Source organism: Undibacterium sp. Ji49W (genome assembly GCF_049340205.1).
GTDB lineage: Bacteria > Pseudomonadota > Gammaproteobacteria > Burkholderiales > Burkholderiaceae_D > Undibacterium.
Window position 1 is genome coordinate 64,508 of sequence record NZ_JBMPOW010000016.1, and the last position, 24,482, is coordinate 88,989.

Consider the following 24,482-nt stretch of genomic DNA (forward strand, 5'->3'; position numbering starts at 1 on the left):
ACGGCATCAGGCTTTGGTCTGACGCCATTTGCGTAATTGCTGCCCCAGGCTGGATTGTTTCAAAAACTGCTTGCTGCGATACACACCGGCCTGCGCCATGGCTATCACGGCTGGCGAGCTGATCGCCCCTTCACACAAGGCATTTGCCCCGGTGGCAAAACGCAATTTATACGCCTGATCACCTCTACCCAGGTCAATCGACGTCAAGCCCAGTTGCGCCGCATGTTTTGCGCATTGCGCCAGGATGACAAGGCCAGGTGAAAATTCTGCGTAGGTCGTGTCATACCAGGGGAACCAGTAATGCAGTACTTTCTCTGAACGCATGCCGAAATGTGCGGCAATCAGTTTGTCCCCAGCATGAAGGGTAGATAGCATACCGGCAAACCCAGGTTCATTGGCGAGCCGGATTTCTTCCAGCACTTGGCATACCCAATCCACCCGGAAGATGTCATGCGCCGCACCGACAGTACGCTCAAACTGCTGGCTTTTACCCTTTAGCAAAGTCTGGTAATCACCCAGATCGCTGCTTTGCATTTCAAAGCGCAATTCACCATATTTTTTAGTCAGTTTTCGTTCATTGGTCGCTACCTTCTTCATCAGCGACGCATCTCTTTTTTCTGACAGGCGCTGCACATAGGCATCATAGCCACCCGTCAAATCCAGGGTATGAGACTGGCTTTCTATCCACGCATGGTGTTTAAAATCGGTAAATTCAACCGGCATGTGGTTAAAACCAAAGTGCCTGCACTGCATGGCCTTCAATACATCCGTCATTTTCCAGTTTTGCGAGAGCAGGCGCACCGGCCCCTGATAATCGGATAAAAAGTCACCTATGGATACTGCACGCGATGCAGTTACTGCATGAAAAGGCCAGATGCCGGTAAGGCGATGATCTTCTTCACACAACAAAACCCTGGCATCTGCGCGGGCATGGCCGGCGATAGCGGCAAAGGCGGGGTGATAATACGGGCTGTCGTACATCTGACTACTGTGGCGCAGCGCCATCCATTGCCGCAGCACTTCCGGATCCAGTTCGCTGGTCTGAATCAGGCTGAATTTCATTGCGCAGACTCCGCCACTGCAAAGTAGTCGTGCAGCGTCGTGCGCAAACCGTTTTCTATACTCTGATCTACCAGGCTGGACAAGCTGCTGCGCCGCGCCGCATCAAACACGAACAGGCGGTATACGTCAGACAGATGCAGGCTGGCAGGATTGAGCAGCAAGATCCACAACTCGGCACCGGCTTCATTCTTGCGCAACCAGAAACGACTTCTTGATGTCGTGGTATTTGCATTCACCCGTGCCACCCAACCGGCTTCAGACATGCGTTCCAGCAAGCCTTCAATTTCATCGATACCAAGGCGGGTTTCGGTACGAATGGCATTCACATTGACGGCGGCACCCGCATCTGCCGTGCGTGCGTCAACCAGCACTTTCAAGATGCAGACAGCATCTTCAAATGCGCTACCCGGCGTAGGCACATGCCACCAGCGTTCAAACTTCACGACAGGCAAGGCAGCGGCAATCACCGCACCGATCAGAATAATCAGCCAGGACACATAAATCCAGACCAGAAAGATAGGTACGGCAGCCAACGCCCCATACACGACGGTATAGGTGGGAAATTGAATCACAAAACTGGCAAAGATGCGCTTGGCAATTTCGAAGGCGATACCGGCAAACAGGCCTCCCCAGACCGCATCACGCCATTCTACCGAGCGATTTGGCACGATCAGGTATAACAGGGCAAAAGCACCAGTGGTAAATGAAATCGACGTAATGGTATACAAGACACCGCCGATAAAAGGCACGGAGCCCACTACCCCTGTGGTTGCGGTGAAGATGTAAGACGTGGATGTCAGTGAAACGCCAACCAGCAAAGGCCCCAGCGTTACAATGGCCCAATACACCAGCAATCTTTGCAAAAATGGTCGCGAACGCTTGACCTGCCAGATCTGGTTAAAGGACTTGTCTATCATTGCCATGGTGGTAAGGGCAGTCACCATCAGGGCCACGCCACTGATGGCAGAAACACGGGTTGCCTTGGTGGCAAATTGTGTCAGATAACCAAGAATGGTGTTGGAAATCCCCTTAGGCATCAGACTTTGAATAAAATACGCTTCCAGCGATGTACGGAAAGTATTAAACAAGGGAAAAGCAGTAAAAATAGCAAGTGCGACGGTCAGAATCGGTACCAGTGCAAGCACGGTGGTAAAGGTCAGACTACCGGCAACTTGCGGCAAGCGCCCTTCTTGCAGGCGTTGCAGGGCGAATTTGAACAGATTGAGTATTTGTTTCCACGACAGACCACGCATAGTTTTTGCTGCTTGAAATAAAAGTGCCCTCTATTTTATTGAGGGTCAAAGAATAAAGACTCATATAATACAAGCATGACTACACAAGAACTCACGATTTTGGTTTTATTTTATTCCCGGCACGGCAATACCAGGAAAATGGCCGAGCTGATAGCCCAGGGTATAGAAAGCGTACCTGGCTGCAATGCCCGCCTGCGCACCGTGCCTGCGGTCTCCACGGTTGCTGAAGCCACAGCACCTGATGTGCCGGCAGAAGGCGCACCCTATGTCGAATTGTCAGACTTAAAAGAATGTGTAGGCCTGGCACTTGGCTCGCCTACCCGCTTCGGCAACATGGCCGCTGCCATGAAATACTTTCTTGACGGCACTGCCGCCGACTGGTTGTCTGGGACACTCAGCGGCAAACCGGCCTGCGTATTCACCTCTACCGGCAGTCTGCATGGCGGCCAGGAATCTACCCTGCTCAGCATGATGCTGCCATTGATGCACCATGGCATGCTACTGCTTGGCCTGCCTTACAGCCATCCGGAGTTAATGACCACCTCGACTGGCGGCAGCCCTTACGGCGCAACGCACTGGTCCGGCAAGGATGGCACACTGCCGCTGTCGGAAGATAGCCGCAAGCTGGCCATTGCATTGGGTAAGCGTCTGGCCGAAACCAGCCGCAAATTGCAGGCCGCGACATGAGCACGACACGCGCCGCACCTTACTACCTGCTAGCATCTGCAAGCCTGATTGCCCTGTTCATACTCTGCCTGCTATGGGAATGGATCATTGCACCCTTGCGTCCCGGTGGCTCGTGGATGGTGATGAAGGCATTTTTTCTGCTGATCCCACTACGCGGCGTACTGAAAAAAGACAACTACACCATGCAATGGTCATCCATGCTGATATGGTTGTATTTTACTGAAGGTATCGTCAGGGCCACCAGTGACAAGCTTGCACTGTCTGCCATGCTGGCCTGGGGTGAAGTGGCACTGTCGTTGATTTTCTTCTTTAGCACGATTTTTTATTTGCGCCCTCTGAAAAAAGCGGCGAAAGCACTGGCAAAAACCAAGGCCGCCGAACAGTGATGCAATCTGATATACATCTACAACCCGCTACCTGCGATGACGGACAGCCATGAACTCCGGATTTCTTGCTTCCTGCGCACAGATCATAGGTCAGAACCATGTGCTGACCAGCGCATCTGATCAGCAAGCCTACCTGACCGACTGGCGCCACCGTTATACCGGCAAGGCGATGGCGGTCTTGCTACCCGCAACTACGGAAGAAGTGGCAGCACTGATGGCCTTGTGCGCGCAACACCGCATTCCCTGTGTGCCTCAAGGCGGCAATACCGGCCTGGTGTTGGGCAGCGTGCCAGACCAGACCGGTCAGTCGGTTATTCTTTCACTCAAACGCATGAACCGTGTGCTGGCAGTGGATGTCAACAACAATACCATGACAGTGCAAGCAGGCTGCCTGTTGGCAGATGTGCAGGCAGCAGCAGAAGCGCATCAGCGCTTATTTCCCTTATCACTCGCGTCCGAAGGCAGTTGCACCATAGGCGGCAACCTGGCAACCAATGCCGGCGGCACCGCAGTGCTACGCTACGGTAATAGCAGGGAATTATGCCTGGGGCTGGAAGTCGTCACGGCAAAAGGCGAAGTCTGGAATGGCTTGCGCAGTCTGCGCAAAGACAATACCGGCTATGACTTGCGGGACTTGTACATTGGCGCCGAAGGCACCCTTGGCATCATCACCGCCGCAGTATTGAAACTTTTTCCGCAACCACGTGCCAGCCTGACAGCACTGGCTGCAGTACCCTCGGCTGACGCTGCATTGCAATTGCTGAATCTGGCACGCAGTGACCTGGGGCCGACACTGACAGGTTTCGAATTAATTTCCGATTTCAGTTTGCAACTGGTGCTGAAACATTTTCCACTGCTGAAAAAACCGCTGGACAGTAACAGCCCGTATTACACTCTGCTTGAAATTTCTGATCATGAATCGGAAGAACATGCAAATGGCCTGCTGGAGAGCGTGCTGGCAAAAGCACTGGAACAGTGTCATGCAAGCGATGCCGTCTGTGCCACTTCCATCAGTCAGTCAAAAACCTTGTGGCAATTGCGTGAAAACATCTCTGCTGCACAGGCGATGGAAGGCAAGAATATCAAGCACGATATTTCGCTCCCCATTTCAGATATACCCGCCTTTATCGGTATGACCGATGCCGCCCTGCACGCGGCCTTCCCCGGATGTCAGATAGTTTGCTTTGGCCATCTGGGCGACGGTAATCTGCATTACAACGTATCAGCACCCGCAGCCATGCGCGATGTGGACTTCATTCAACAGCAACAGGCGATCAACCGTATTGTGCATGACAGAGTGCATGGCCTGAACGGTTCAATTTCAGCCGAACACGGCCTGGGTATGCTTAAACGGGAAGAAATTACCCTGTATAAATCGGCACTGGAATTATCTTTGATGCGCAACATCAAAGCAGCATTGGACCCGGATAATTTAATGAATCCGGGCAAACTGATTTAAGCAGATTTAGCATCAGCAAATCAAATTGCAGCCAATAAAAAACGGGGCTAATGCCCCGCTACGAAACGCTTACTGATGCCCCAGTCGCCGCATGTTTTGTGAACGCAGACCATTGCCTGGCAAGGAAGCCGCACTTTCTATTTTTAGCTCTCGTGGCAACTGAAAGACGCTGACTGCTTTTGTCAATTCTCCTGCCTGCTCTTCCATGCTTTCTGCCGCCGCTGCAGCCTGTTCTACCAGGGCCGCATTCTGTTGCGTCATTTCATCCATTTGCGTAATCGCCAGGTTCACCTGTTCTATACCTGAACTCTGTTCCTGGCTCGCCGCCGTGATCTCGCTCATGATGTCTGCCACATGCTGAACGCTGGTGACAATTTCATCCATGGTCTTGCCTGCTTCATCCACCAGCTTGCTACCCTGGTCTACCTTATCCACCGAATCACTGATGAGCGACTTGATTTCTTTGGCGGCACTGGCACTGCGTTGCGCCAGGTTGCGTACTTCGGCCGCTACCACGGCAAAACCACGGCCCTGCTCACCTGCCCTGGCGGCCTCTACCGCTGCATTCAGGGCCAGAATATTGGTCTGGAAGGCAATCCCGTCAATGACGCCAATGATGTCTACGATCTTGCGTGAACTTTCCTTGATGGAACCCATGGTACTGACCACCTGCCCCACCACCGCACCACCTTTAACCGCCACACCTGATGCCGATACCACCAGTTGATTGGCCTGCCGCGCATTATCGGCATTTTGCCGGACGGTGCTGGTCAGTTCTTCCATGGAACTGGCAGTTTCTTCCAGCGAGCTGGCTTGCGACTCGGTACGGCTGGACAGGTCTGCATTACCCGATGCAATTTCTTGCGAGGCAACGGTAATGGTTTCAGTGCCAACCTTGATTTTAGAGATGGTCGTGAGCAGGTTTTCCTGCATTTTGCTCAGTGACCGCAGCAAATCACCTATTTCATCCGTGCCTGTTATGGTCACTACATTAGTCAAATCGCCATGCGCAATCTGATCGGCAATCACGACTGATGATTTGATAGGACCGGAAATAGTTCTGGCAATCAACCAGGCAGCGATAGAACCTATCACAATAATTAAAATACCGATAATTAACATACCAGCTCTGGCGCTTTTGTAATTATCTACAGACTCATCATAGGCGGATTTCATGGCCTTATGCTGTTGCAGGGCCAAATCTCCCAGTGACACCATCCATTTTTCGTTAGGAGCATTGAATTCTGTCTGCAAGACCGACGCTGCATCAAAATAATTACCTTCACCAACCAGACCTTTGATCTTGTTGGCAATGGCCATCACCTGGCGCTTTTGCTCAACCGAATTTTGCAGCGTACTTTTGCCTTCGTTGTCATCTATCAGTTTTCTGGCAGCATTTTCCAACAGATCATAATCTTGCAGTATCTTCGTCAGTCGTTTGGTTTCCCGTTCTGCTTCGGCCAAGTCGCTCGGAGAGGTCATTTTTCGCAACACCAATGCCAGTGCCCTGCCCTGTTCACGCATATCGGTTGCAGCATCCAGGCTGGCGACCTTGGTATTAAAAATATAGTTGGTTGAGCCTTGCAATTGACTCATGCGGAACAAGCCCAGCACCAGCAAGCCTGAAGCAAAAAAAATCACCAGACCAAAACCCAGGGCAAGACGACCACTAATTTTTAAGCGTAATAATTGATTCATACATTTCCCTGAATATCCAACACTGGAACGGAGGTTGAAAATCAGTACACCATGAACAAGCCATGTCAACTGACCCGGCCTTAACAGAGGCTACATGTGCACTAATTCCTAGCCTGCCCTGATAACGACAAGAACAAAATATTGCAGAAAAAATATCTTCAAAAAGCCATGAGTAACAGCATTTGACCGAGCCAACAAAGGGAGGAAGGCATGACAGAAAAGCGACACGCAGTTTGATAGGCCGGGCCTGCTGTTCAATGCAAGGTGGCAGGAAAACTGGTTCTGCGTACCCATAAAATCAAACGGCCCCGCACGGACCAATCTATGCCGACATGAATCATGTCCCCTGAAATTATTATGTAATTCCCTGCGCAGCAAGCAACAGCGCTTTCATAAAGTATAGCTGAAACCTTACAGACGCAAATGAAGAGAACATGACGAATTGCAACATGAGGGACATAAACAACAGCCGGAATAAAATGTCGCTGCACCTCAGATCAAAAACATGCAAACAGAACAAACAGATCAGACATCCGATGACCACCTGTTACTGATGTATTGAAGCCGATAGAAGACGTACACTATGTCCCTGAATGGACTGTGCGTCTGCACCATAAACTACTTACCATGCACCTATTTATGAAATGAATTCTAAATAATCGAGACCCGGCCAGCTCAAGCCAGGCAAGTGAAGGTGTCCAAGCGCAAGCAGAAACTGGAACAAAGCATGTTCCAGCGGTTAACTCAGATTGATCTTTGATTGACACGCCGGGACAATTCTTCCGCAGTCTCCTTGCGCTCGCTGTAGCGATCAACAAGATAAGGGGCAATATCTCGCGTCAGAAGTGTGAATTTCATCAATTCTTCCATCACATCAACCACACGGTCATAATAGGCGGATGGCTTCATGCGGCCTGCATCATCAAATTCCATGAAGGCTTTTGCGACAGACGACTGGTTGGGGATGGTGATCATACGCATCCAGCGACCCAGTATACGCAACTGATTGACCGCATTGAAAGATTGCGAGCCGCCAGACACTTCCATTACCGCCAGCGTCTTGCCCTGAGTTGGCCGCACAGCCCCGACTGAAAGAGGAATCCAGTCTATCTGTGCCTTCATGATACCCGTCATCGCACCGTGGCGCTCGGGTGAAGTCCAGACCATACCTTCAGCCCATTGCGCCAGTTCACGCAATTCGACAACCTTGGGATGGCTATCTGGCGCGCCATCCGGTAGTGGCAAACCATGTGGATCAAATACCCTTACCTCACCGCCCATGGCTTCCAGCAGGCGTGCCGCTTCCAGCGTCAACAACTTGCTGTAGGAGCGTTCACGCAAAGAGCCGTACAGCAGCAGAAAACGTGGTGCATGCGTCGATGCGTCAGTTGCTCTGAGTTTTTCTGGTTTTGGCAACTTAAACAGTTCAGCATTCAGTGCAGGCAAATCAGGCAGGCTTGTGGACACGTTGGCCCTCCTTATCTATGACTTTCTCACCATCTTCCTTGGTAAATTCACCCAATTGCGGCAGCGGCAGGATATCCAGTACCTCCTCCGATGGACGGCAGAGTCGCGTTCCCATGGAAGTCGCAACAATAGGACGATTGATCAGGATGGGATGCGCCATCATGAAATCAATCAACTCATCATCGGTCCATTTGATGTCATCAAGATTAAGCTCTTCGTAAGGCGTGCCTTTTTTGCGCAATAGCGCCCGTACTGGCGTACCCATGGCGGCGATCAGCTCCACCAGTTTGTCTCTGCTGGGTGGATTGATCAGGTATTCGATGACTTCAGGCTCTGTACCAGTATTGCGTATCAGTGCCAGGGTATTGCGCGAGGTGCCACATTTGGGGTTGTGGTAAATGGTAATGGTCATAGGTGTCTGTCAAAAATAATTATTTGCCTGCAAAATCGCCAGGAGCAACCGTACCGGCAACTTTGGCATCTTTGGTTGCTGCCGGATACAGCCAGCAAAATACCAGCGTTGCAGCAGCCGCACCTAGCAACTGGGCAATAATGAAACCCGGCGCATCTGCCGGGCGGATACCGGCAAAGGTGTTGGTCGCCGCCCTGGCCAGTGTAACTGCCGGGTTGGCAAATGAGGTCGAAGAAGTGAACCAGTAAGCCGCCGTGATATAGGCCGCCACCGCAAACGGCGTTGCCGCCGGACGACTACGAGAACAGCCTATGATCACAGCGATCAGGCCGAAGGTCGCAACAAACTCACTCCACCATTGCGACATGCCAGTGCGCGCGTGCTCAGATGCAAAGAACAGCGGGTTTTCAAACATGCCATGCGCGGCAGCCACACCGGCAAAGGCCCCCAGCACTTGTACCAGGATATAGGGCAGCACTTCCTTGCCAGGCATATTCTTCTGAAAAGCTTCTGATAGCGTAACAACAGGATTGAAATGTGCACCCGATACCGTACCGAACATCAAAATCAGGGCAATAAGGCCAGCACCAGTGGCAATCGCATTCGCCAGCAAGGCGATAGCGACATTGCCGCCCGCCAGGCGTTCAGCCATGATGCCAGAACCCACCACCACCGCCAGCAGAAATGCCGTACCCAGACCTTCAGCAACCAGACGTCGTGCAATAGTCATTTCAGGTCGCGCCTATGTGCTCAAGCGCCTGCTTGAACTGCTGCCTGTCGCCCATTAACAAGTACAGCGGCAGTGCCAGGAAAGCCTCAATACGGGCGCGCAACATGCGGTAAGCGGTCATGAAAACGGCATCAATTTTTTTGCCAAGGATGGAGCAGCAAGAGTTGCCAGTGCACAGAAATAAAACGTTCATAAGTCGTTTAAGTAATTTAAAAAAGGATGTGTACCAGGGCGTGTTGCCTATTCAGCAATGCCACATTTTTGCAACTGCAAAGGTGTGCATGGATTACCGCCACAGCAGTTTTCTGTCAAAAAGCCCAGCATCTGGTTCATCGTGGCAATATTCGCTGAATAGATCACAAAACGCCCCGCCTGACGCGACTCAACCAGATCGGCATGCGACAGTTCCTTCAGATGAAAAGAAAGCGACGATGGCGGTATGCCCAATTGCTCACTGATCTTGCTGGCAGCCATGCCTTCGGGGCCCACCTGCACCAGCAAACGAAAAAGTGCCAGACGTGATTCTTGCGCGAGGGCAGCCAATGCCAACAATACGTTTTTTGTTTCCATAGGTTCCAAGAAGATATTTTAATTCTACATTTCCATAATAATGGAAACATCAAACAAAAGTAAAGTAATTTGTGGTCATGGAAACGGCACCAACTGGTCACGCCCTGCTCTTGCCAGATGCAAGCGGCACCTATCAAAATTGAAGCACCTGATACATCAATCTGACTGAAAACAATGGCGTGCATTTAGCCGGGGTCAAAAACTCAGAGGCGAAAATAACACTCGACCAAGGTAAAACGGCTACTTATTGAACAGAGAATGAGCAGCGAAATAATAATGTTTTGCCAAATCGCCGATGCGATTTCATTTATACTTGCAATCCATTCACCAATGTATGTGAATCAGGCTATTTGTCAGTCGATATAGTTCCTAACCCACCAAAACGACGCAATAAGAAGTTACCATGTGCAATATGTAAAAATCTATATTGGCACGCAAAACGCCGTCTTCCAGACCTTAAAATTGTGAAAAAAATCGAATTTATATTAAGTAATTATTTCCAGCTATTTATTTTTGCGTGCAGTTGCTTTGGAATGGGTATTTGGGTGCTTCGTCGTGCGATTGATTTAGTAAAATTTGACGCACTATTTTCTACTGCTTTAACAATTTCGGTAGGAATTGGTGTTCATATTGTCGTGTTGCAGCTGCTCGGATTTTTGGGTTTTTTGACCAAAGCGAACCTGATTGGCCTTATTTCGATAGGCATATTCGGCCTGATATCTCACTACCTATTTTCGCCTGCAAAATTAGCTGCAACCGGTAAAAACTTTAGCGCTGAGCCCATTCAGCCAAAAACACATTGGTTTTTTTATTCGATACTAATCGTATTATTTTTTGAGCTTTTCCTCAGGCCACTTCATCCTCCCACCGCCTGGGACGAAGTGATGTATCACCTTCCCCACGCCAAAGAATGGGCATTAAACGAGAAAATAACGGTTAATCAATGGCTGAGATATCCCTTATTTCCTTTCAATTTCAATCTACTTTATGCCGAAAGCATACTGTTTGATAACGATGTCTTGCCGCATTTGCTTCATGCCTTTTCTGGGCTACTGATTACTATCGGAATACATAGAATCGGGAAAAAATATTTTGATGGCGTAATTGCGAATTTATCCGTTTTTCTGTTCGTAATTTTGGCTTTAGGGCAGTTCAGCAATGCTTACGTTGATCTTGGTCTGAGTTTATTTATTTTTTACGGATTTGTTTGCGTCTTCTTATGGTTTGAAGGAAAAGACGAACACTTAATTTTTATAGGCACTTTTCTTATTGGCGTTGCCGCCGGAATCAAATATCAAGGACTGATGTTTGCGCCATTATTGGCAATAATCGTTTTACTGAAAGAACGACGCCTCTCACGTTTGGCCTTGTTAACTGTTTTTTTCTTGATCCCGTGTTTTTTCTGGTATTTGCGGAGTTATCTGGTTTCAGGAAATCCTGTACATCCACTTGCCGGCCAACTATTCGGATATTGGCAGTGGAATGAACAGGATATGCAACTTCAACTTGCAGATATCAAGCGAGTTGCTGACTGGCCAAACTGGGCCATCTGGCCTTCTGTTGGCGCATTATTTTTTCGTTCAAAATTTTCTTACCCGCCATTTCGTGCGGCGATTCTGATTTCACTTTATACGTTTATTCTCTGGCTTGTCACATCACATTATTCAAGGTATCTGCTGCCAGTGTATCCATTCATGGCGCTACTGACTGCGGTAGTGATTCGTGAGCTCTTTCTTGGCCTTAGAAAACGTATCTACGGCGACAATGCAAAAAATCCATCCAAACGCTCAGAAATAGTAAAAAACAGTCTTTCCATATTTATATTGACAGTACTTTTCGTCGCACTTGTGCCATCTGTCAAAAAACATTGGGAAGAGATTCAGACAACAAATGAAGAGCGCGATAGTTTTTTAAGGAAAGAAATACCTTCTTACGAGATTGCCGAATTTCTTAAGCAACATCCAGAATATCGCTTAGTCCAATTTGGTCTGGAGTCCGATATGTATTACCTTCCAAGAGGGACAATAGGTGATGTTTTTGGGCCTGGCAGATATACAAATTTCAGAGGAATCTCAGGACAAGAGCTGGATAAAAGGATACGGCAATTTGGTGCAAATGCGCTGCTCTTGTCTGATAGCGATGATTCCAGGAAAATCAAAAATACGGATGGCTTTAATGACTATTTCATCCAGATTAAAAGCACACCCAAAGCAGAGTTATATTCACTAAAAAAATAAACTCTTCTAAGGTAGCCTCGTAATGAAGCCAATTACGAGTAAGCTAGAAAATTATGGCACAAGCATATTTATGACATCTCAAGAAAAACAAGTACCAAGTACTCCGCCAATGGCTGACTATTCACATTTGGTAGCAGTACTCATTCCGTGCAAAAACGAAGAATTGGCAATCTCTGAAGTGATCGTTCAGTTCAGGAAAGAGCTCCCAGATGCGGAAATAATTGTCTGTGACAATAACTCAACAGACCGCACAGCCGAAGTCGCCAGAACGGCCGGAGCAAAAGTTTTATTTGAGAGCAGAGCAGGAAAAGGCAATGCCATCCGTAAATTGTTTGGAGCAACAAACAGGGACATTTGCGTCATGGTCGATGGAGATGCAACTTACACCAGTGCAGACATTCATAAATTGATACAACCCGTGATATCCGGGGATGCCGATATGGTCGTAGGACGTCGCGTTACGCCAGAACAGAATCTCAACAAAGCCTATAGAATCGGGCACCAATTAGGTAACCTGTCTTTTAGCTGGGCGATGAGCACTATGTTCAAGTACCCACTGGTTGACGTGTTTTCAGGCTACCGGGTAATGTCAAAACGCTTCGTAAAGTCTTTCCCCTGCCTCTCCTCCGGCTTTGAAATAGAAACCGAACTCACTGTCCATGCTCTCGATTTAGGTTTATCACTTGTAGAAATTGACAGCATCTATGGCTCAAGAACAGATGGATCAGTTAGCAAGCTCAACACATTAAGGGATGGCTCAAGAATTGCCCTGATTCTTTTACATCTGTTTGCACAAGTCAAACCAATGCGGTTTTATGGTTTGATATCGATAGTGTTAGCAGTTGCCTCACTTATACTGGGAATTCCCGTCATACTCGATTTCGTAAAATCTGGACTGGTCCCAAGATTTCCGACGGCCATACTGGCTTCAGCGGTCATGCTACTTTCTGCGCTAACCCTGGGTGCTGGACTAATTCTTGATAGTGTAAGCAGGGGTCGAAAAGAAACAAAACGGCTATTTTATCTTTCATTGAATTAAGGTCTCTGAAGAATGCGACTTAAGACCTTCTTTTCATTCGCCTTGGTTGGCGGAGTGGGATTCATTGTAGATGCTGGTGTGCTATGGCTTCTTAATGCAAAATTTGGAATGAATCCGCTATTAGCGAGAGGCCCATCATTTTTATTAGCAGTCACCGCAACCTGGATACTGAATAGCGCCTTGACGTTTAAATCGCCAGTATATTCATTTTCACGCTGGCTAAATTACACCTTAGCGAATGGTTTGGGATTTTTCGTTAACTTCAGCGTATATGCCGTACTGACCGCAAGTTTCCTTATTCATCCATTGATTTCGTTGGCCATTTCATCCATTACAGCGCTTGCGATTAATTTTATTTTGTCATTGAAATGGGTGTTCCGACGGTAAATCCACAATGACTTCATACCCGTTTGCAATGAACGAATACTGTCTTGGCATATTACGCTAATCAAACGCAAGTCAAAAACAAAAAACCGGACCATCAAGTCCGGTTTTTTTAAGAATCTTTTGGCCTGTCCAGCACGAATCGAACGTGCGACCCCGAGCTTAGAAGGCTCGTGCTCTATCCAACTGAGCTATGGACAGTCTGTGAATTGACCTGTGCTTGCTACTGCACATAAGCGACATGACTACTGCCGTCTATGCTGATTTTACATCACCCAGCAGTTGCAACCAACTGGTCAAAAACTGAAGGCTGAATAGTACATGGTATCGCAGTCAGATTCAAGAATGAATACCTGTCGCGGCCTGTATTTCTCTGCATTTTGTACTGAATTCCTCAGATGGCGGCCGAAATACAATCAGCCAGGCGGCGGGCGGTGCTTGCGGCCACATCGCCATCAGCTGCCTCCACCATGACGCGCACTAGCGGCTCAGTACCGGAGGCACGTATCAGCACGCGGCCGGTGTTACCCAATTCGGCTTCGACTTTCTGTTTTTCGGCCATCAGTCTGTCATTCTTTTGCCAGTCAAAACCTGCGGGCACCTTGATGTTCAGTAATGTCTGCGGGAACAGGGTCAACTGGTCAAAACACTGGTCCAGGCTTTGACCATTGCGTCTTAATGCAGACAGCACTTGCAATGCCGAAACAATACCGTCACCGGTGGTATGTTTGTCCAGACACAGGAGATGGCCAGAACCTTCACCACCCAACAGCCAGCCACGTTCCTGCATTTGTTCCAGCACGTAACGGTCACCGACTTTGGCTCGTACAAATCCCACACCCATTTTCTGGAAGGCGACTTCTACTGCCATATTGGTCATCAGCGTGCCTACCACGCCTTGCACGCTGCCTATGGCCATGCGATCCAGCACCATCAGGTACAGCAACTGATCACCATTGTAGATTTTGCCATGGCGGTCCACCATCAACAGGCGGTCGGCATCGCCATCCAGCGCAATGCCCAGGTCTGCATGGTTGGCACGTACGGCCAGTGCCAGCGCATCTGGTGCCGTGGCGCCAACACCGTCGTTGATATTCAAACCATTGGGTTGATTGCCGATAGCTATCACTTCGGCTCCCAGTTCATGAAACACGTGCGGGGCGATGTCATAGGCCGCACCATGGGCGCAATCGACGACGATTTTCAGGCCGCGCAAATCCAGCTCATTCGGGAAAGTACTCTTGCAAAATTCAATATACCGGCCATTTGCATCGCTCAGGCGGCGCGCCTTGCCCAGTCGTTCTGAACTGACACATTGCATGGGACGTTCCAGCTCTTGTTCTATCGCCAGTTCCACCTCATCCGGCAACTTGTTGCCAGTACCAGAAAAAAACTTGATGCCATTGTCATCATACGGATTGTGCGAGGCAGAAATGACTACACCAGCAGATAAGCGCAAGGCACGCGTCAGATAGGCGACAGCCGGCGTCGGTGCCGGGCCGGACAGCATGACATCCACCCCGGCAGCCGCAAAACCAGCCTCCAGCGAAGCTTCCAGCAAATAGCCGGAAATGCGCGTGTCCTTGCCTATCAGTACGGTGGGGCGGGTATCACCGCTGGCATCTGCCTGGGCCAGCACCTTGCCGGCAGCAAAACCCAGGCGCATGACGAAGTCTGGCGTAATCGGTGCCTGCCCTACTTTGCCGCGTATGCCATCGGTACCAAAATATTTTCTGCTCATTGTATTTTTCTTTTTTAATTGGACAAAGCGTCCCAGACTTTGAACGCATCAACGGTTTCTGCCACGTCATGCACCCTTACTATACAAGCACCACGCTGCTTCGCAGCCAGGGCTGCGGCCAGGCTACCCGCCAGCCTGTTGGGCGCTTCGCGCCCGGTCAGCGCACCAAGCATGGACTTACGCGACACACCAACCAGCAAAGGCAAATCCATGGCTGTCTGCAAGGCCTGAATATGCGTGAACATGGATACATTATGATCCAAAGTTTTACCAAAACCAAAACCCTGGTCAAGGCAGATGCGTTGCCGTTGCACCTGAGCATTAAGCAGCGCCTCTACCCTGGCAGTCAGGAAATGCAGAACCTCCTGATTGACATCTTCATAGTCGGGCTTCAACTGCATGTCGGCCGGCTGATTCTGCATATGCATAACGCATAAACCGGCATCACTTTCAGCCACGGCGGCGACCGCTTCTGCGCTACGAAATCCCCGTATGTCGTTGATCATGTCCGCACCTGCCAGCAAGGCTTCGCGCATGACTTCCGGCTTATAGGTGTCAATGGACAAGGGCTTGCCACAATCACGCAGGGCATAAATGACAGGCATGACACGGCTTAGTTCTTCATCCAGTGATAATGGCACCGAGCCGGGACGGCTGGATTCTCCGCCGATATCGATGATATCTACACCGTCTTGTATCATCTGTTCGGCACGAATGATCGCGCTTTCCAGATTCATGTATTTACCACCGTCAGAAAATGAATCTGGCGTGATATTGAGGATGCCCATTACCAGGGTTCTGGATTGCGCACCTGCTAAAGGGAAGCGGTAACGCCCGCATTGGAAATATTTCATTTTTTAAAAAACTAAGGGTGAGGATTTACCCCACCCTTACTTAATTTATTGATTCAAAACCTGCTCTATTGATTCAAATCCATATAGCGCATGCTGATAACCGCGCAGGCTGACTTACGCCAGCCCGGCTTCATCAGGCTGGTGCGGTTGCATTTGGTGAAATGCCACCAGATGAGTTATCGGACGATGAACGTACATTCGTCTGCCCTTGTTTTGGAGGGCGTGGATCAACACCGTTCATGATGTCATTGACCTGGTCTGCATCGATGGTTTCCCAATCCAGCAAGGCCTTGGTCATGGCTTCGACTTTGTCACGATTTTCTTCCAGCATCTTGCGTGCCAGCGCATATTGCGTATCCAGAATATTACGGATTTCAGCATCCACTTTTTGCTGTGTTACTTCAGAAATCGTTTTGGATGGGCCGCCAAAATAACCTTCGCTCTGACTGTCCTCATACACCATCACGCCCATGCTGTCAGACATACCGAAGCGTGTCACCATGGACCGTGCCAGTTTGGTCGCACGGGAAAAGTCATTCGATGCACCAGTAGACATTTGGCCGACAAAGATTTCTTCCGCAATACGGCCACCGAACAGGATGGAAATTTCTTCCAGCATCTTGTCTTTATAGCCACTGATATTATCATGTTCCGGCAACTGCCAGGTCAGGCCCAGAGCAAAGCCACGTGGCATGATGGTGACTTTATGCACAGGGTCAGCCTTGGGCAACAACTTGGCCACTACCGCATGACCAGATTCATGGTAGGCCGTATTCCTGCGCTCTTCTTCACGCATGACCATGGATTTGCGTTCTGGGCCCATGTAGATTTTGTCTTTGGCATCTTCAAAATCGATCATTTCGACCAGACGCTTGTTGCGTCTTGCGGCAAACAAAGCTGACTCATTGACCAGATTGGCCAGATCGGCACCAGAGAAGCCAGGCGTACCGCGCGCCAGGATATCTGCCTTGACGTCAGCAGAAATAGGCACTTTGCGCATATGCACGTTCAAGATCTGTTCGCGACCACGGATATCCGGCAAGCCGACAGATACCTGACGATCAAAACGGCCTGGGCGCAACAGCGCTTTATCCAGCACGTCTGCACGGTTAGTTGCAGCGATGACGATGACACCTGAATTCGCTTCAAAACCATCCATCTCAACCAGCATCTGGTTCAGTGTCTGTTCACGTTCATCATTACCACCACCCATACCGGCACCGCGATGACGACCAACAGCGTCGATCTCATCAATGAAGATAATGCAAGGCGAATGTTTTTTGGCGTTTTCAAACATGTCGCGAACGCGGGAAGCACCCACACCGACAAACATTTCAACGAAATCAGAACCAGAAATAGTGAAAAACGGTACCTTGGCTTCACCGGCAATCGCACGTGCCAGCAAGGTTTTACCAGTACCTGGAGGACCAACCATCAATACACCACGCGGGATACGGCCACCCAGTTTCTGAAACTTGGTAGGATCGCGCAGAAAATCAACGATTTCTGAGACTTCTTCCTTGGCTTCATCGCAACCAGCAACATCACCGAAAGTGACATTGTTATTGGTATCGTCCAGCATTCTTGCCTTGGATTTGCCAAAAGAGAAAGCGCCGCCTTTGCCGCCGCCCTGCATCTGGCGCATGAAGAATATCCAGATACCGATCAACAACAGCATCGGGAACCAGGAAATGAAAATCTGTTGCAGGAAAGATTGCTCTTCCGGCGGTTTGATGTCAAATTTAATACCATTATTAATCAGATCACCAACCAGACCCCGATCAAACAAGGTCAGCTGTGACTTGATTTTCTTACCGTCATTGGTGGTTGCCACCACGGTACGGTTGGCATCATCAATCGTCGCTTCTTTAATGTGCTTGGATTTAACTTCGTCCAAGAACTCAGAATACGGTATCGAGGTCACACCGGCACCCATACTTTTTCCATCAAACTGCTTGAAAAGCGTGAAAAGCACCAGGGCAACCACAACCCATATAGCAGCTTTTGAAAACATATTATTCACGAGAACTCCTTGAACGCAGGTGCGCTATTTGACACTGTAAACAGTCATTCTACCCGCAATGGATAGAGCTTGCTAGCCAACATATGTTGGCGGTATTGAGGATTATCAAGAGGTAAATTCATTAATCCGGGTTCTTCAGACCCCGTCCGAGCAAAAATATCTCGGAAGATTTGTCTTTACTGGCTTTCGGTTTCTTGTTAACGACAGTTTTAAACTCATCTTTAAACATTGTGACGATGTTGTTATAGCTGGGTCCATGAAAGCATTTCACCAGCAAAGCCCCACCCGGCTTGAGGTGGGCCTTGGCAAAAGTGACTGCCAATTCGATAATATATTCGACACGCGCAGAATCCACGGTCGAGTTACCAGACAGATTTGGGGCCATATCTGACAATACCAAGTCCACTTTACGACCGATCAGCTTTGATTCCAGCAAATTTAACACTTCATCTTCACGAAAATCGCCTTGCATGAATTGCACGTCAGCGATAGGCTCCATGGGGAGCAGGTCCAGGGCAAAAATTTCACCGACGATGCCGCCACCCTCTTTGCCGGCCAGTTTGTTACGTGCATACTGTGACCAGCTGCCAGGTGTTGCGCCCAGATCGACAATAATCTGGCCTGGACGTATCAATTTTTCTGATTCATCTATTTCTTTTAGCTTATAAACTGCGCGCGCGCGGTAGCCTTCCTTCTGTGCAAGTTTCACATAAGGATCGTTAATATGGTCGTGAACCCAATTTTGATTGAATTTATTCTTTGCCATTCGCGTAAAATACTGCTTTTAAAGGAATTACTATGTTAAAACTTACGCCCGCCGAAAGAAGCGAACTCCGGTCTGAAGCACACGCACTGAAACCTATCGTTATCATAGGTGAAGCTGGACTGACCCCTGCAGTCATCAAAGAAATCGATTCCAGCCTGAATTCTCATGGCTTGATCAAGGTACGCGTGTTTGGCGATGATCGTGAAGCACGTATAGGTATGTACGATACCATCTGCACCGAGCTGAAAGCCGCTCCAGTACAGCATATCGGAAAACTTTTGGTGATTTACCGTCCAAAACTGGAAGGTACGAAAGAAACCAAATTAGTCAAAAAAGGCAAAGGCATGCGCGAAGTCACTATCGTCAAACCTAGCCCCAGCGGTACGAAAAAGCCTACCGTATCAAAAGTGATGGTCAAGGGTAACGAACGCGTCACCCAGGGCGGCAATGTCAAACGTGCAAAACCACGTCAATCCAGTGCCAAAAAAGCATCTCTTGGAAACAGCTAAATTTCCACTGGCTGCCGTATACATCATAGCCATGTAGAGGTTTTCAACCCGGCCATGTCAGCAGTCAGGCCGGGTGATGTCCGCAGTGCCATCAGTGCCATTAATAAGCTGCATCGACAGTCTGCACCACAATCCACTTCAAAAACCACATCAAAACAGCTGCACCAACTTTTCCGGCACAGCCATTCTGACTTGCATTATACGTACATTACATCCAGCACTTCATATTCACGCACACCAGCGGGCGCCTGCACGCCGACGACATCGCCAGCATATTTGCCGATCAGCGCGCGCGCTATCGGCGAAGTGATGGATACTTTGCTCAGTTTCAGATCGGCTTCATCTTCACCAACGATCTGGTAACTCACCTTTTGCGAGGTTTCCAGGTCTTCCAGATGTACGGTAGAGCCAAACACGACACGGCCTTCTGCATCCAGTGTGCTGGGGTCGATGACCTGGGCAGAACCCAGTTTGCCTTCGAGTTCAGCAATACGTCCTTCGATGAAAGCCTGGCGCTCTTTGGCAGCGTCGTATTCAGCATTTTCAGACAAATCGCCCTGGGCACGTGCTTCAGCAATCGCATTGATCACTTCCGGACGTTCTTTGGTTTTCAGATTATGCAATTCTTTCTTCAGCAATTCTGCGCCGAACTTGGTGATAGGTACTGTACTCATGGCATTCACACTCATAAAAGTAAAATACAGAGGCCACATCAGACACCAGCACTGCCGATGCCATTTGTGACCTCTGTATCGAAGTTCAAGCATTCCTGGCACCAGGCCAGGAACACTGTAGTTTCTATCAGTTTAAGGTTTTATGCAGGCCTTGTAAATCATAAACATGCAATTCATTGAGATGACGCATACCCTCAACCGCAGCTTCTGCACCAGCAATAGTCGTGAATGTTGTTGCACGGGCAATCAATGCCGAAGTACGAATCGCACGCGAATCCGTAATGGCATTGCGCTTTTCTTCCACAGTATTGATCACCAGGGCGATTTCATTGTTTTTGATCATGTCCACAACGTGGGGGCGACCTTCAACAACCTTGTTCACGATCGACACTGGAATGCCTTCAGCCGCAATCGCCGTAGCCGTGCCACGGGTAGCAACGATGGAGAAGCCCATTTCCACCAGATCACGGGCCACTTTCACACCACGTGGTTTGTCGCTGTTCTTGATACTCAGGAAAACCTTACCAGACGTCGGCAATTTGACGCCAGCACCCAGTTGCGATTTCACGAAAGCTTCACCAAAGGTTTTACCCACACCCATGACTTCGCCGGTCGACTTCATCTCTGGGCCAAGAATGGTATCAACGCCTGGGAACTTCACGAACGGGAATACAGCTTCCTTGACGCTGAAATAAGGTGGCACGACTTCTGCGCCTATACCTTGTGAATCCAGGGATTGACCGACCATGCAACGGGCAGCAATTTTCGCCAGTTGCAAGCCAGTGGCCTTCGATACATAAGGTACGGTACGCGATGCACGCGGGTTCACTTCCAGTACAAATACCACGTCCTTGCCATCTTGCTGCTGAATCGCAAACTGTACGTTCATCAGGCCAACGACATTCAAACCTTTTGCCATCAATGCAGTCTGGCGCTTGAGTTCAGCAATGGTTTCTTGCGACAAAGAATATGGTGGCAAAGAACATGCAGAGTCACCCGAGTGCACGCCAGCCTGTTCGATATGCTCCATGACGCCACCGATGAAGGTACGCTCGCCATCAGACAGGCAATCGACGTCAACTTCAATCGCGTCATTCAGGAAGCGATCCAGCAAGACTGGCGAATCATGCGACACCTTGACGGCTTCACGCATGTAACGCTCAAGATCACGTTGCTCATGCACGATTTCCATCGCACGGCCACCCAGAACATAAGATGGACGCACCACCAGTGGGTAACCAATCTCTTGCGCCAGTGCCAGCGCATCAGTTTCAGTACGCGCAGTGCGGTTAGGCGGCTGACGCAAGCCCAGGTCTTGCAGCATTTTCTGGAAGCGTTCGCGATCTTCCGCGGCATCAATCATGTCTGGCGAGGTACCAACGATAGGCACGCCATTGGCTTCCAGATCCAGCGCCAGTTTCAAAGGTGTCTGACCACCGTATTGCACGATGACGCCAACTGGTTTTTCTTTATCGACGATTTCCAGCACATCTTCCAGCGTCAGCGGTTCAAAGTACAGACGGTCGGATGTATCGTAGTCGGTAGAAACGGTTTCAGGGTTGCAGTTGACCATGATGGTTTCATAGCCATCTTCGCGCATCGCAAATGCCGCGTGTACGCAGCAATAATCAAACTCAATACCCTGGCCGATACGGTTAGGGCCACCACCCAATACCATGATTTTTTTCTTGTCAGTCGGATTCGATTCGCACTCTTCTTCGTACGTTGAATACATGTAAGCTGTATTCGTCGCGAATTCACCGGCGCAGGTATCCACTCGTTTGTAGACCGGGCGCACGTTCAAAGCTTTACGCTTTTCACGAATCGCTGTGTCTGTAGTCTTCAACAGTTTTGCCAGGCGGCGATCAGAGAAACCTTTTTGCTTCAGTTGTAGCATCAGGGCTTTATCGACGCTGTCGAGTGACTGTTCATCCAGCCACAATTCGATATCCACGATGTCCTTGATCTGCACCAGGAACCATGGGTCGATATGCGTCAGTTGATGCACTTCTTCCAGCGTAAAGCCTTGGGCAAAAGCATCGCCGACATACCAGATACGGTCTGGGCCAGGCTCACCGAGTTCTTTTTCCAGAGTCTCGCGGTCCTGGGTTTTTTCATTCATGCCATCGACGCCAACTTCGAGGCCACGCAGGGCTTTCTGGAAAGATTCCTGGAAGGTACGGCCTATCGCCATCACTTCACCAACAGATTTCATCTGTGTCGTCAGACGGTTATCTGCCTGCGGGAATTTTTCGAATGCAAAACGCGGGATCTTGGTGACGACGTAATCGATAGAAGGCTCGAAAGAAGCAGGTGTAGCACCGCCTGTAATTTCATTACGCAATTCATCCAGCGTGAAACCAACTGCCAGCTTGGCAGCGATCTTGGCGATAGGGAAACCAGTTGCCTTGGATGCCAGCGCAGATGAACGTGACACACGCGGATTCATCTCGATGACGATCATGCGGCCATCAGCAGGATTGATGGAAAACTGCACGTTGGAACCGCCGGTATCCACACCAATTTCACGCAGCACTGCCAGCGAGGCATTACGCATGATCTGGTATTCTTTATCGGTCAAGGTCTGCGCTGGTGCAACCGTGATGGAGTCGCCGGTATGCACACCCATAGGATCCAGATTTTCGATAGAGCAGACGATGATGCAGTTGTCGGCCTTGTCGCGCACGACTTCCATCTCATATTCTTTCCAGCCTATCAGCGATTCTTCGATCAGCAATTCATTGGTAGGCGATGCTTCCAGACCGCGTTTGCAAATCGTCTCGAATTCTTCCGGGTTGTAGGCAATACCACCACCTGTACCACCCATAGTGAACGATGGGCGAATGATGACTGGGAAGCCGACATCCTTTTGCACTACCCAGGCTTCGTCCATGGAATGTGCAACGCCGGAACGTGCAGAACCCAGGCCGATCTTGGTCATGGCATTCTTGAATTTCAGGCGGTCTTCCGCCTTGTCGATGGCTTCTGGTGAAGCGCCGATCAGTTCGCAATTGTATTTGGTCAGCACGCCATTGCGATGCAGATCCAATGCGCAGTTCAGTGCAGTCTGGCCACCCATGGTAGGCAGGATCGCATCCGGTTTTTCTTTATCGATGATGCGCTCTACGACCTGCCAGGTGATAGGTTCGATGTAAGTCACATCGGCCATTTCTGGATCAGTCATGATGGTTGCCGGATTGCTGTTGACCAGAATCACGCGGTAACCTTCTTCACGCAAGGCCTTGCAAGCCTGTGCGCCGGAATAATCGAATTCGCAAGCCTGGCCGATGATGATGGGGCCAGCGCCGATAATTAAAATACTTTTTATGTCGTTACGTTTTGGCATTCTCTTATTCTCCTGTCTTTGCCTTGGCCATCATCGCAGTGAAGCGATCAAACAGGTAGGCAATATCATGCGGACCTGGTGAGGCTTCAGGGTGACCCTGGAAGCAGAAAGCTGGTTTATCAGTACGGGCAAAGCCTTGCAGCGAGCCATCAAACAAAGACACGTGGGTCACACGGCAGTTGGCTGGCAAAGTTGCCGCATCCACTGCGAAACCGTGGTTTTGGGATGTAATCAATACCTGTTTGGTATCCAGATCCTGCACCGGATGATTGGCACCGTGGTGACCAAATTTCATCTTCAATGTTTTTGCACCGGATGCCAGCGCCATGATTTGATGGCCAAGGCAGATACCAAAGGTAGGAACACCCTTCTCTATCAATTCCTTCGCAGCAGCAATCGCGTAATCGCAAGGCTCAGGATCGCCAGGACCATTCGACAAAAACACGCCATCAGGGTTCAGCGCCAGTACATCAGCAGCGCTGGATTGCGCAGGCAATACCGTCACCTTGCAGCCACGCTCTGCCAGCATGCGCAGAATATTGCGCTTAACGCCAAAGTCGAACGCAACGACATGGAATTTTGGATTTTGCAACTGACCATAACCCTGGCCCAGCACCCATTCAGCTTCGGTCCAGTCATATGCCTGTTTCACAGACACGACCTTGGCCAGATCCATGCCAGACAGGCCGGGGAAAGACTTGGCCAGCGCAATGGCTTTTTCAGCATCAGCACCTACCAGTATGGCACCGCCCTGCGCACCTTTTTCACGCAAGATACGTGTCAGCTTGCGGGTATCAATACCGGCAATAGCAACGATGTTTTGGGATTTGAGGTAATCAGAAAGGCTTTGTTCAGAGCGGAAATTCGATACCAGCAAAGGCAGGTCTTTAATAATCAAACCGGCTGCATGGATTTTGTCAGACTCTACGTCTTCGGCATTAATGCCGGTATTACCAATATGCGGATACGTCAGGGTAACGATCTGGGAACTATAACTGGGGTCAGTCAGAATTTCCTGATAACCGGTCATTGAGGTATTGAAAACGACTTCACCTATGGTCTGACCGGCAGCGCCAATCGAATATCCAGTGAAAATGCTTCCATCGGCGAGGGCAAGTATAGCGGTGTCCTGGCCGGAACGAAGAAGGGACTGCGGAATGGGCAGCAAGGGCAACTCCTGTATTG

At 49.5% G+C, this 24,482-nt stretch carries 22 protein-coding genes and 1 tRNA gene; 7 read left to right on the forward strand and 16 right to left on the reverse strand.

The genetic code is table 11. The annotated features are described in order from the left end of the window. Window positions 1–6: 6 nt before the first annotated feature. Both ACO0LK_RS19255 and ACO0LK_RS19260 read right to left on the reverse strand, forming a co-directional pair. Complete coding sequence (locus ACO0LK_RS19255) at window positions 7–1,062, reverse strand: GNAT family N-acetyltransferase (RefSeq protein WP_422977871.1); 1,056 nt, start codon at window positions 1,060–1,062, stop codon at window positions 7–9. Next, window positions 1,059–2,315 carry a YihY family inner membrane protein gene (locus tag ACO0LK_RS19260; protein WP_422977873.1) on the reverse strand — a complete coding sequence of 419 codons (1,257 nt, stop codon included), beginning with the start codon at window positions 2,313–2,315 and terminating at the stop codon, window positions 1,059–1,061. The genes ACO0LK_RS19255 and ACO0LK_RS19260 overlap by 4 nt, the downstream gene beginning before the upstream one ends. A gap of 75 nt (window positions 2,316–2,390) precedes the next feature. Between ACO0LK_RS19260 and wrbA the strand changes: the two genes are divergently transcribed. Genes wrbA through ACO0LK_RS19275 form a run of 3 tightly spaced genes read left to right on the forward strand, consistent with a single transcriptional unit; the run spans window position 2,391 to window position 4,847 of the window. After that, window positions 2,391–3,002, forward strand: coding sequence for an NAD(P)H:quinone oxidoreductase (wrbA, locus tag ACO0LK_RS19265; RefSeq protein WP_422977875.1), 612 nt, complete (start codon window positions 2,391–2,393; stop codon window positions 3,000–3,002). Then, window positions 2,999–3,388 (forward strand): DUF2069 domain-containing protein, encoded by a 390-nt coding sequence (locus ACO0LK_RS19270; RefSeq protein WP_422977877.1) that lies wholly within the window; start codon window positions 2,999–3,001, stop codon window positions 3,386–3,388. The genes wrbA and ACO0LK_RS19270 overlap by 4 nt, the downstream gene beginning before the upstream one ends. Window positions 3,389–3,437: 49 nt before the next feature. Then, window positions 3,438–4,847, forward strand: coding sequence for an FAD-binding oxidoreductase (locus tag ACO0LK_RS19275; protein WP_422977879.1), 1,410 nt, complete (start codon window positions 3,438–3,440; stop codon window positions 4,845–4,847). A gap of 69 nt (window positions 4,848–4,916) precedes the next feature. Here the strand turns inward: ACO0LK_RS19275 and ACO0LK_RS19280 are convergent, their stop codons facing one another. The 6 genes from ACO0LK_RS19280 to ACO0LK_RS19305 all read right to left on the reverse strand — a co-directional run bounded on the left by ACO0LK_RS19280 (window position 4,917) and on the right by ACO0LK_RS19305 (window position 9,724). Next, window positions 4,917–6,545: a methyl-accepting chemotaxis protein gene (locus tag ACO0LK_RS19280; RefSeq protein ID WP_422977881.1), complete on the reverse strand. Its 1,629-nt coding sequence runs from the start codon at window positions 6,543–6,545 to the stop codon at window positions 4,917–4,919. A gap of 744 nt (window positions 6,546–7,289) precedes the next feature. After that, window positions 7,290–8,027 carry an arsenical resistance protein ArsH gene (gene arsH / locus ACO0LK_RS19285; RefSeq protein ID WP_422978043.1) on the reverse strand — a complete coding sequence of 246 codons (738 nt, stop codon included), beginning with the start codon at window positions 8,025–8,027 and terminating at the stop codon, window positions 7,290–7,292. Next, the gene (gene arsC / locus ACO0LK_RS19290) at window positions 7,993–8,424 is read right to left on the reverse strand and encodes an arsenate reductase (glutaredoxin) (RefSeq protein ID WP_422977883.1); all 432 of its coding nucleotides are present in this window, start codon (window positions 8,422–8,424) and stop codon (window positions 7,993–7,995) included. Before arsC ends, arsH begins: the two co-directional genes overlap by 35 nt. A 19-nt stretch (window positions 8,425–8,443) precedes the next feature. Continuing rightward, a complete protein-coding gene (locus ACO0LK_RS19295; protein WP_422977885.1) occupies window positions 8,444–9,154 on the reverse strand; it encodes an aquaporin in 711 nt (236 codons plus the stop codon). Window position 9,155: 1 nt separating this feature from the next. Next, window positions 9,156–9,347 carry a hypothetical protein gene (locus ACO0LK_RS19300; RefSeq protein ID WP_422977887.1) on the reverse strand — a complete coding sequence of 64 codons (192 nt, stop codon included), beginning with the start codon at window positions 9,345–9,347 and terminating at the stop codon, window positions 9,156–9,158. A gap of 47 nt (window positions 9,348–9,394) precedes the next feature. Further along, entirely contained in the window at window positions 9,395–9,724 is a 330-nt protein-coding gene (locus ACO0LK_RS19305; protein WP_422977889.1) for an ArsR/SmtB family transcription factor, read from the reverse strand. A 464-nt stretch (window positions 9,725–10,188) separates the two neighbouring features. Here ACO0LK_RS19305 and ACO0LK_RS19310 point away from each other — a divergent pair, with 464 nt between their 5' ends. From ACO0LK_RS19310 to ACO0LK_RS19320, 3 genes are all read left to right on the forward strand, one after another. Beyond that, on the forward strand, window positions 10,189–11,961 hold the full coding sequence (locus ACO0LK_RS19310; protein ID WP_422977891.1) for an ArnT family glycosyltransferase: 1,773 nt from the start codon (window positions 10,189–10,191) through the stop codon (window positions 11,959–11,961). Between the two features lie 70 nt (window positions 11,962–12,031). Beyond that, window positions 12,032–13,000 (forward strand): glycosyltransferase family 2 protein, encoded by a 969-nt coding sequence (locus ACO0LK_RS19315; protein ID WP_422977893.1) that lies wholly within the window; start codon window positions 12,032–12,034, stop codon window positions 12,998–13,000. Window positions 13,001–13,012: 12 nt separating this feature from the next. Next, entirely contained in the window at window positions 13,013–13,387 is a 375-nt protein-coding gene (locus ACO0LK_RS19320; RefSeq protein WP_422977895.1) for a GtrA family protein, read from the forward strand. A gap of 121 nt (window positions 13,388–13,508) precedes the next feature. Here ACO0LK_RS19320 and ACO0LK_RS19325 read toward each other — a convergent pair. The 5 genes from ACO0LK_RS19325 to ACO0LK_RS19345 form a co-directional block, all read right to left on the reverse strand. Then, window positions 13,509–13,585: transfer RNA gene (locus ACO0LK_RS19325), tRNA-Arg, on the reverse strand. A 193-nt stretch (window positions 13,586–13,778) separates the two neighbouring features. Beyond that, window positions 13,779–15,125, reverse strand: a complete 1,347-nt coding sequence (gene glmM, locus ACO0LK_RS19330) for a phosphoglucosamine mutase (RefSeq protein ID WP_186949382.1) — start codon at window positions 15,123–15,125, stop codon at window positions 13,779–13,781. Window positions 15,126–15,139: 14 nt separating this feature from the next. Next, on the reverse strand, window positions 15,140–15,979 hold the full coding sequence (gene folP, locus ACO0LK_RS19335) for a dihydropteroate synthase (protein WP_422977897.1): 840 nt from the start codon (window positions 15,977–15,979) through the stop codon (window positions 15,140–15,142). A 133-nt stretch (window positions 15,980–16,112) separates the two neighbouring features. Beyond that, complete coding sequence (gene ftsH / locus ACO0LK_RS19340) at window positions 16,113–18,002, reverse strand: ATP-dependent zinc metalloprotease FtsH (RefSeq protein ID WP_422977899.1); 1,890 nt, start codon at window positions 18,000–18,002, stop codon at window positions 16,113–16,115. A 121-nt stretch (window positions 18,003–18,123) separates the two neighbouring features. Further along, on the reverse strand, window positions 18,124–18,768 hold the full coding sequence (locus ACO0LK_RS19345) for an RlmE family RNA methyltransferase (protein ID WP_422977901.1): 645 nt from the start codon (window positions 18,766–18,768) through the stop codon (window positions 18,124–18,126). Window positions 18,769–18,800: 32 nt separating this feature from the next. Here ACO0LK_RS19345 and ACO0LK_RS19350 point away from each other — a divergent pair, with 32 nt between their 5' ends. Continuing rightward, entirely contained in the window at window positions 18,801–19,277 is a 477-nt protein-coding gene (locus tag ACO0LK_RS19350) for a YhbY family RNA-binding protein (RefSeq protein WP_422977903.1), read from the forward strand. Between the two features lie 197 nt (window positions 19,278–19,474). Here the strand turns inward: ACO0LK_RS19350 and greA are convergent, their stop codons facing one another. From greA to carA, 3 genes are all read right to left on the reverse strand, one after another. Beyond that, on the reverse strand, window positions 19,475–19,951 hold the full coding sequence (gene greA, locus ACO0LK_RS19355) for a transcription elongation factor GreA (protein WP_186949377.1): 477 nt from the start codon (window positions 19,949–19,951) through the stop codon (window positions 19,475–19,477). A 127-nt stretch (window positions 19,952–20,078) separates the two neighbouring features. Further along, the gene (carB, locus tag ACO0LK_RS19360) at window positions 20,079–23,297 is read right to left on the reverse strand and encodes a carbamoyl-phosphate synthase large subunit (protein WP_422977906.1); all 3,219 of its coding nucleotides are present in this window, start codon (window positions 23,295–23,297) and stop codon (window positions 20,079–20,081) included. A 4-nt stretch (window positions 23,298–23,301) separates the two neighbouring features. Continuing rightward, on the reverse strand, window positions 23,302–24,456 hold the full coding sequence (gene carA / locus ACO0LK_RS19365) for a glutamine-hydrolyzing carbamoyl-phosphate synthase small subunit (protein ID WP_422978045.1): 1,155 nt from the start codon (window positions 24,454–24,456) through the stop codon (window positions 23,302–23,304). Window positions 24,457–24,482: the final 26 nt, after the last annotated feature.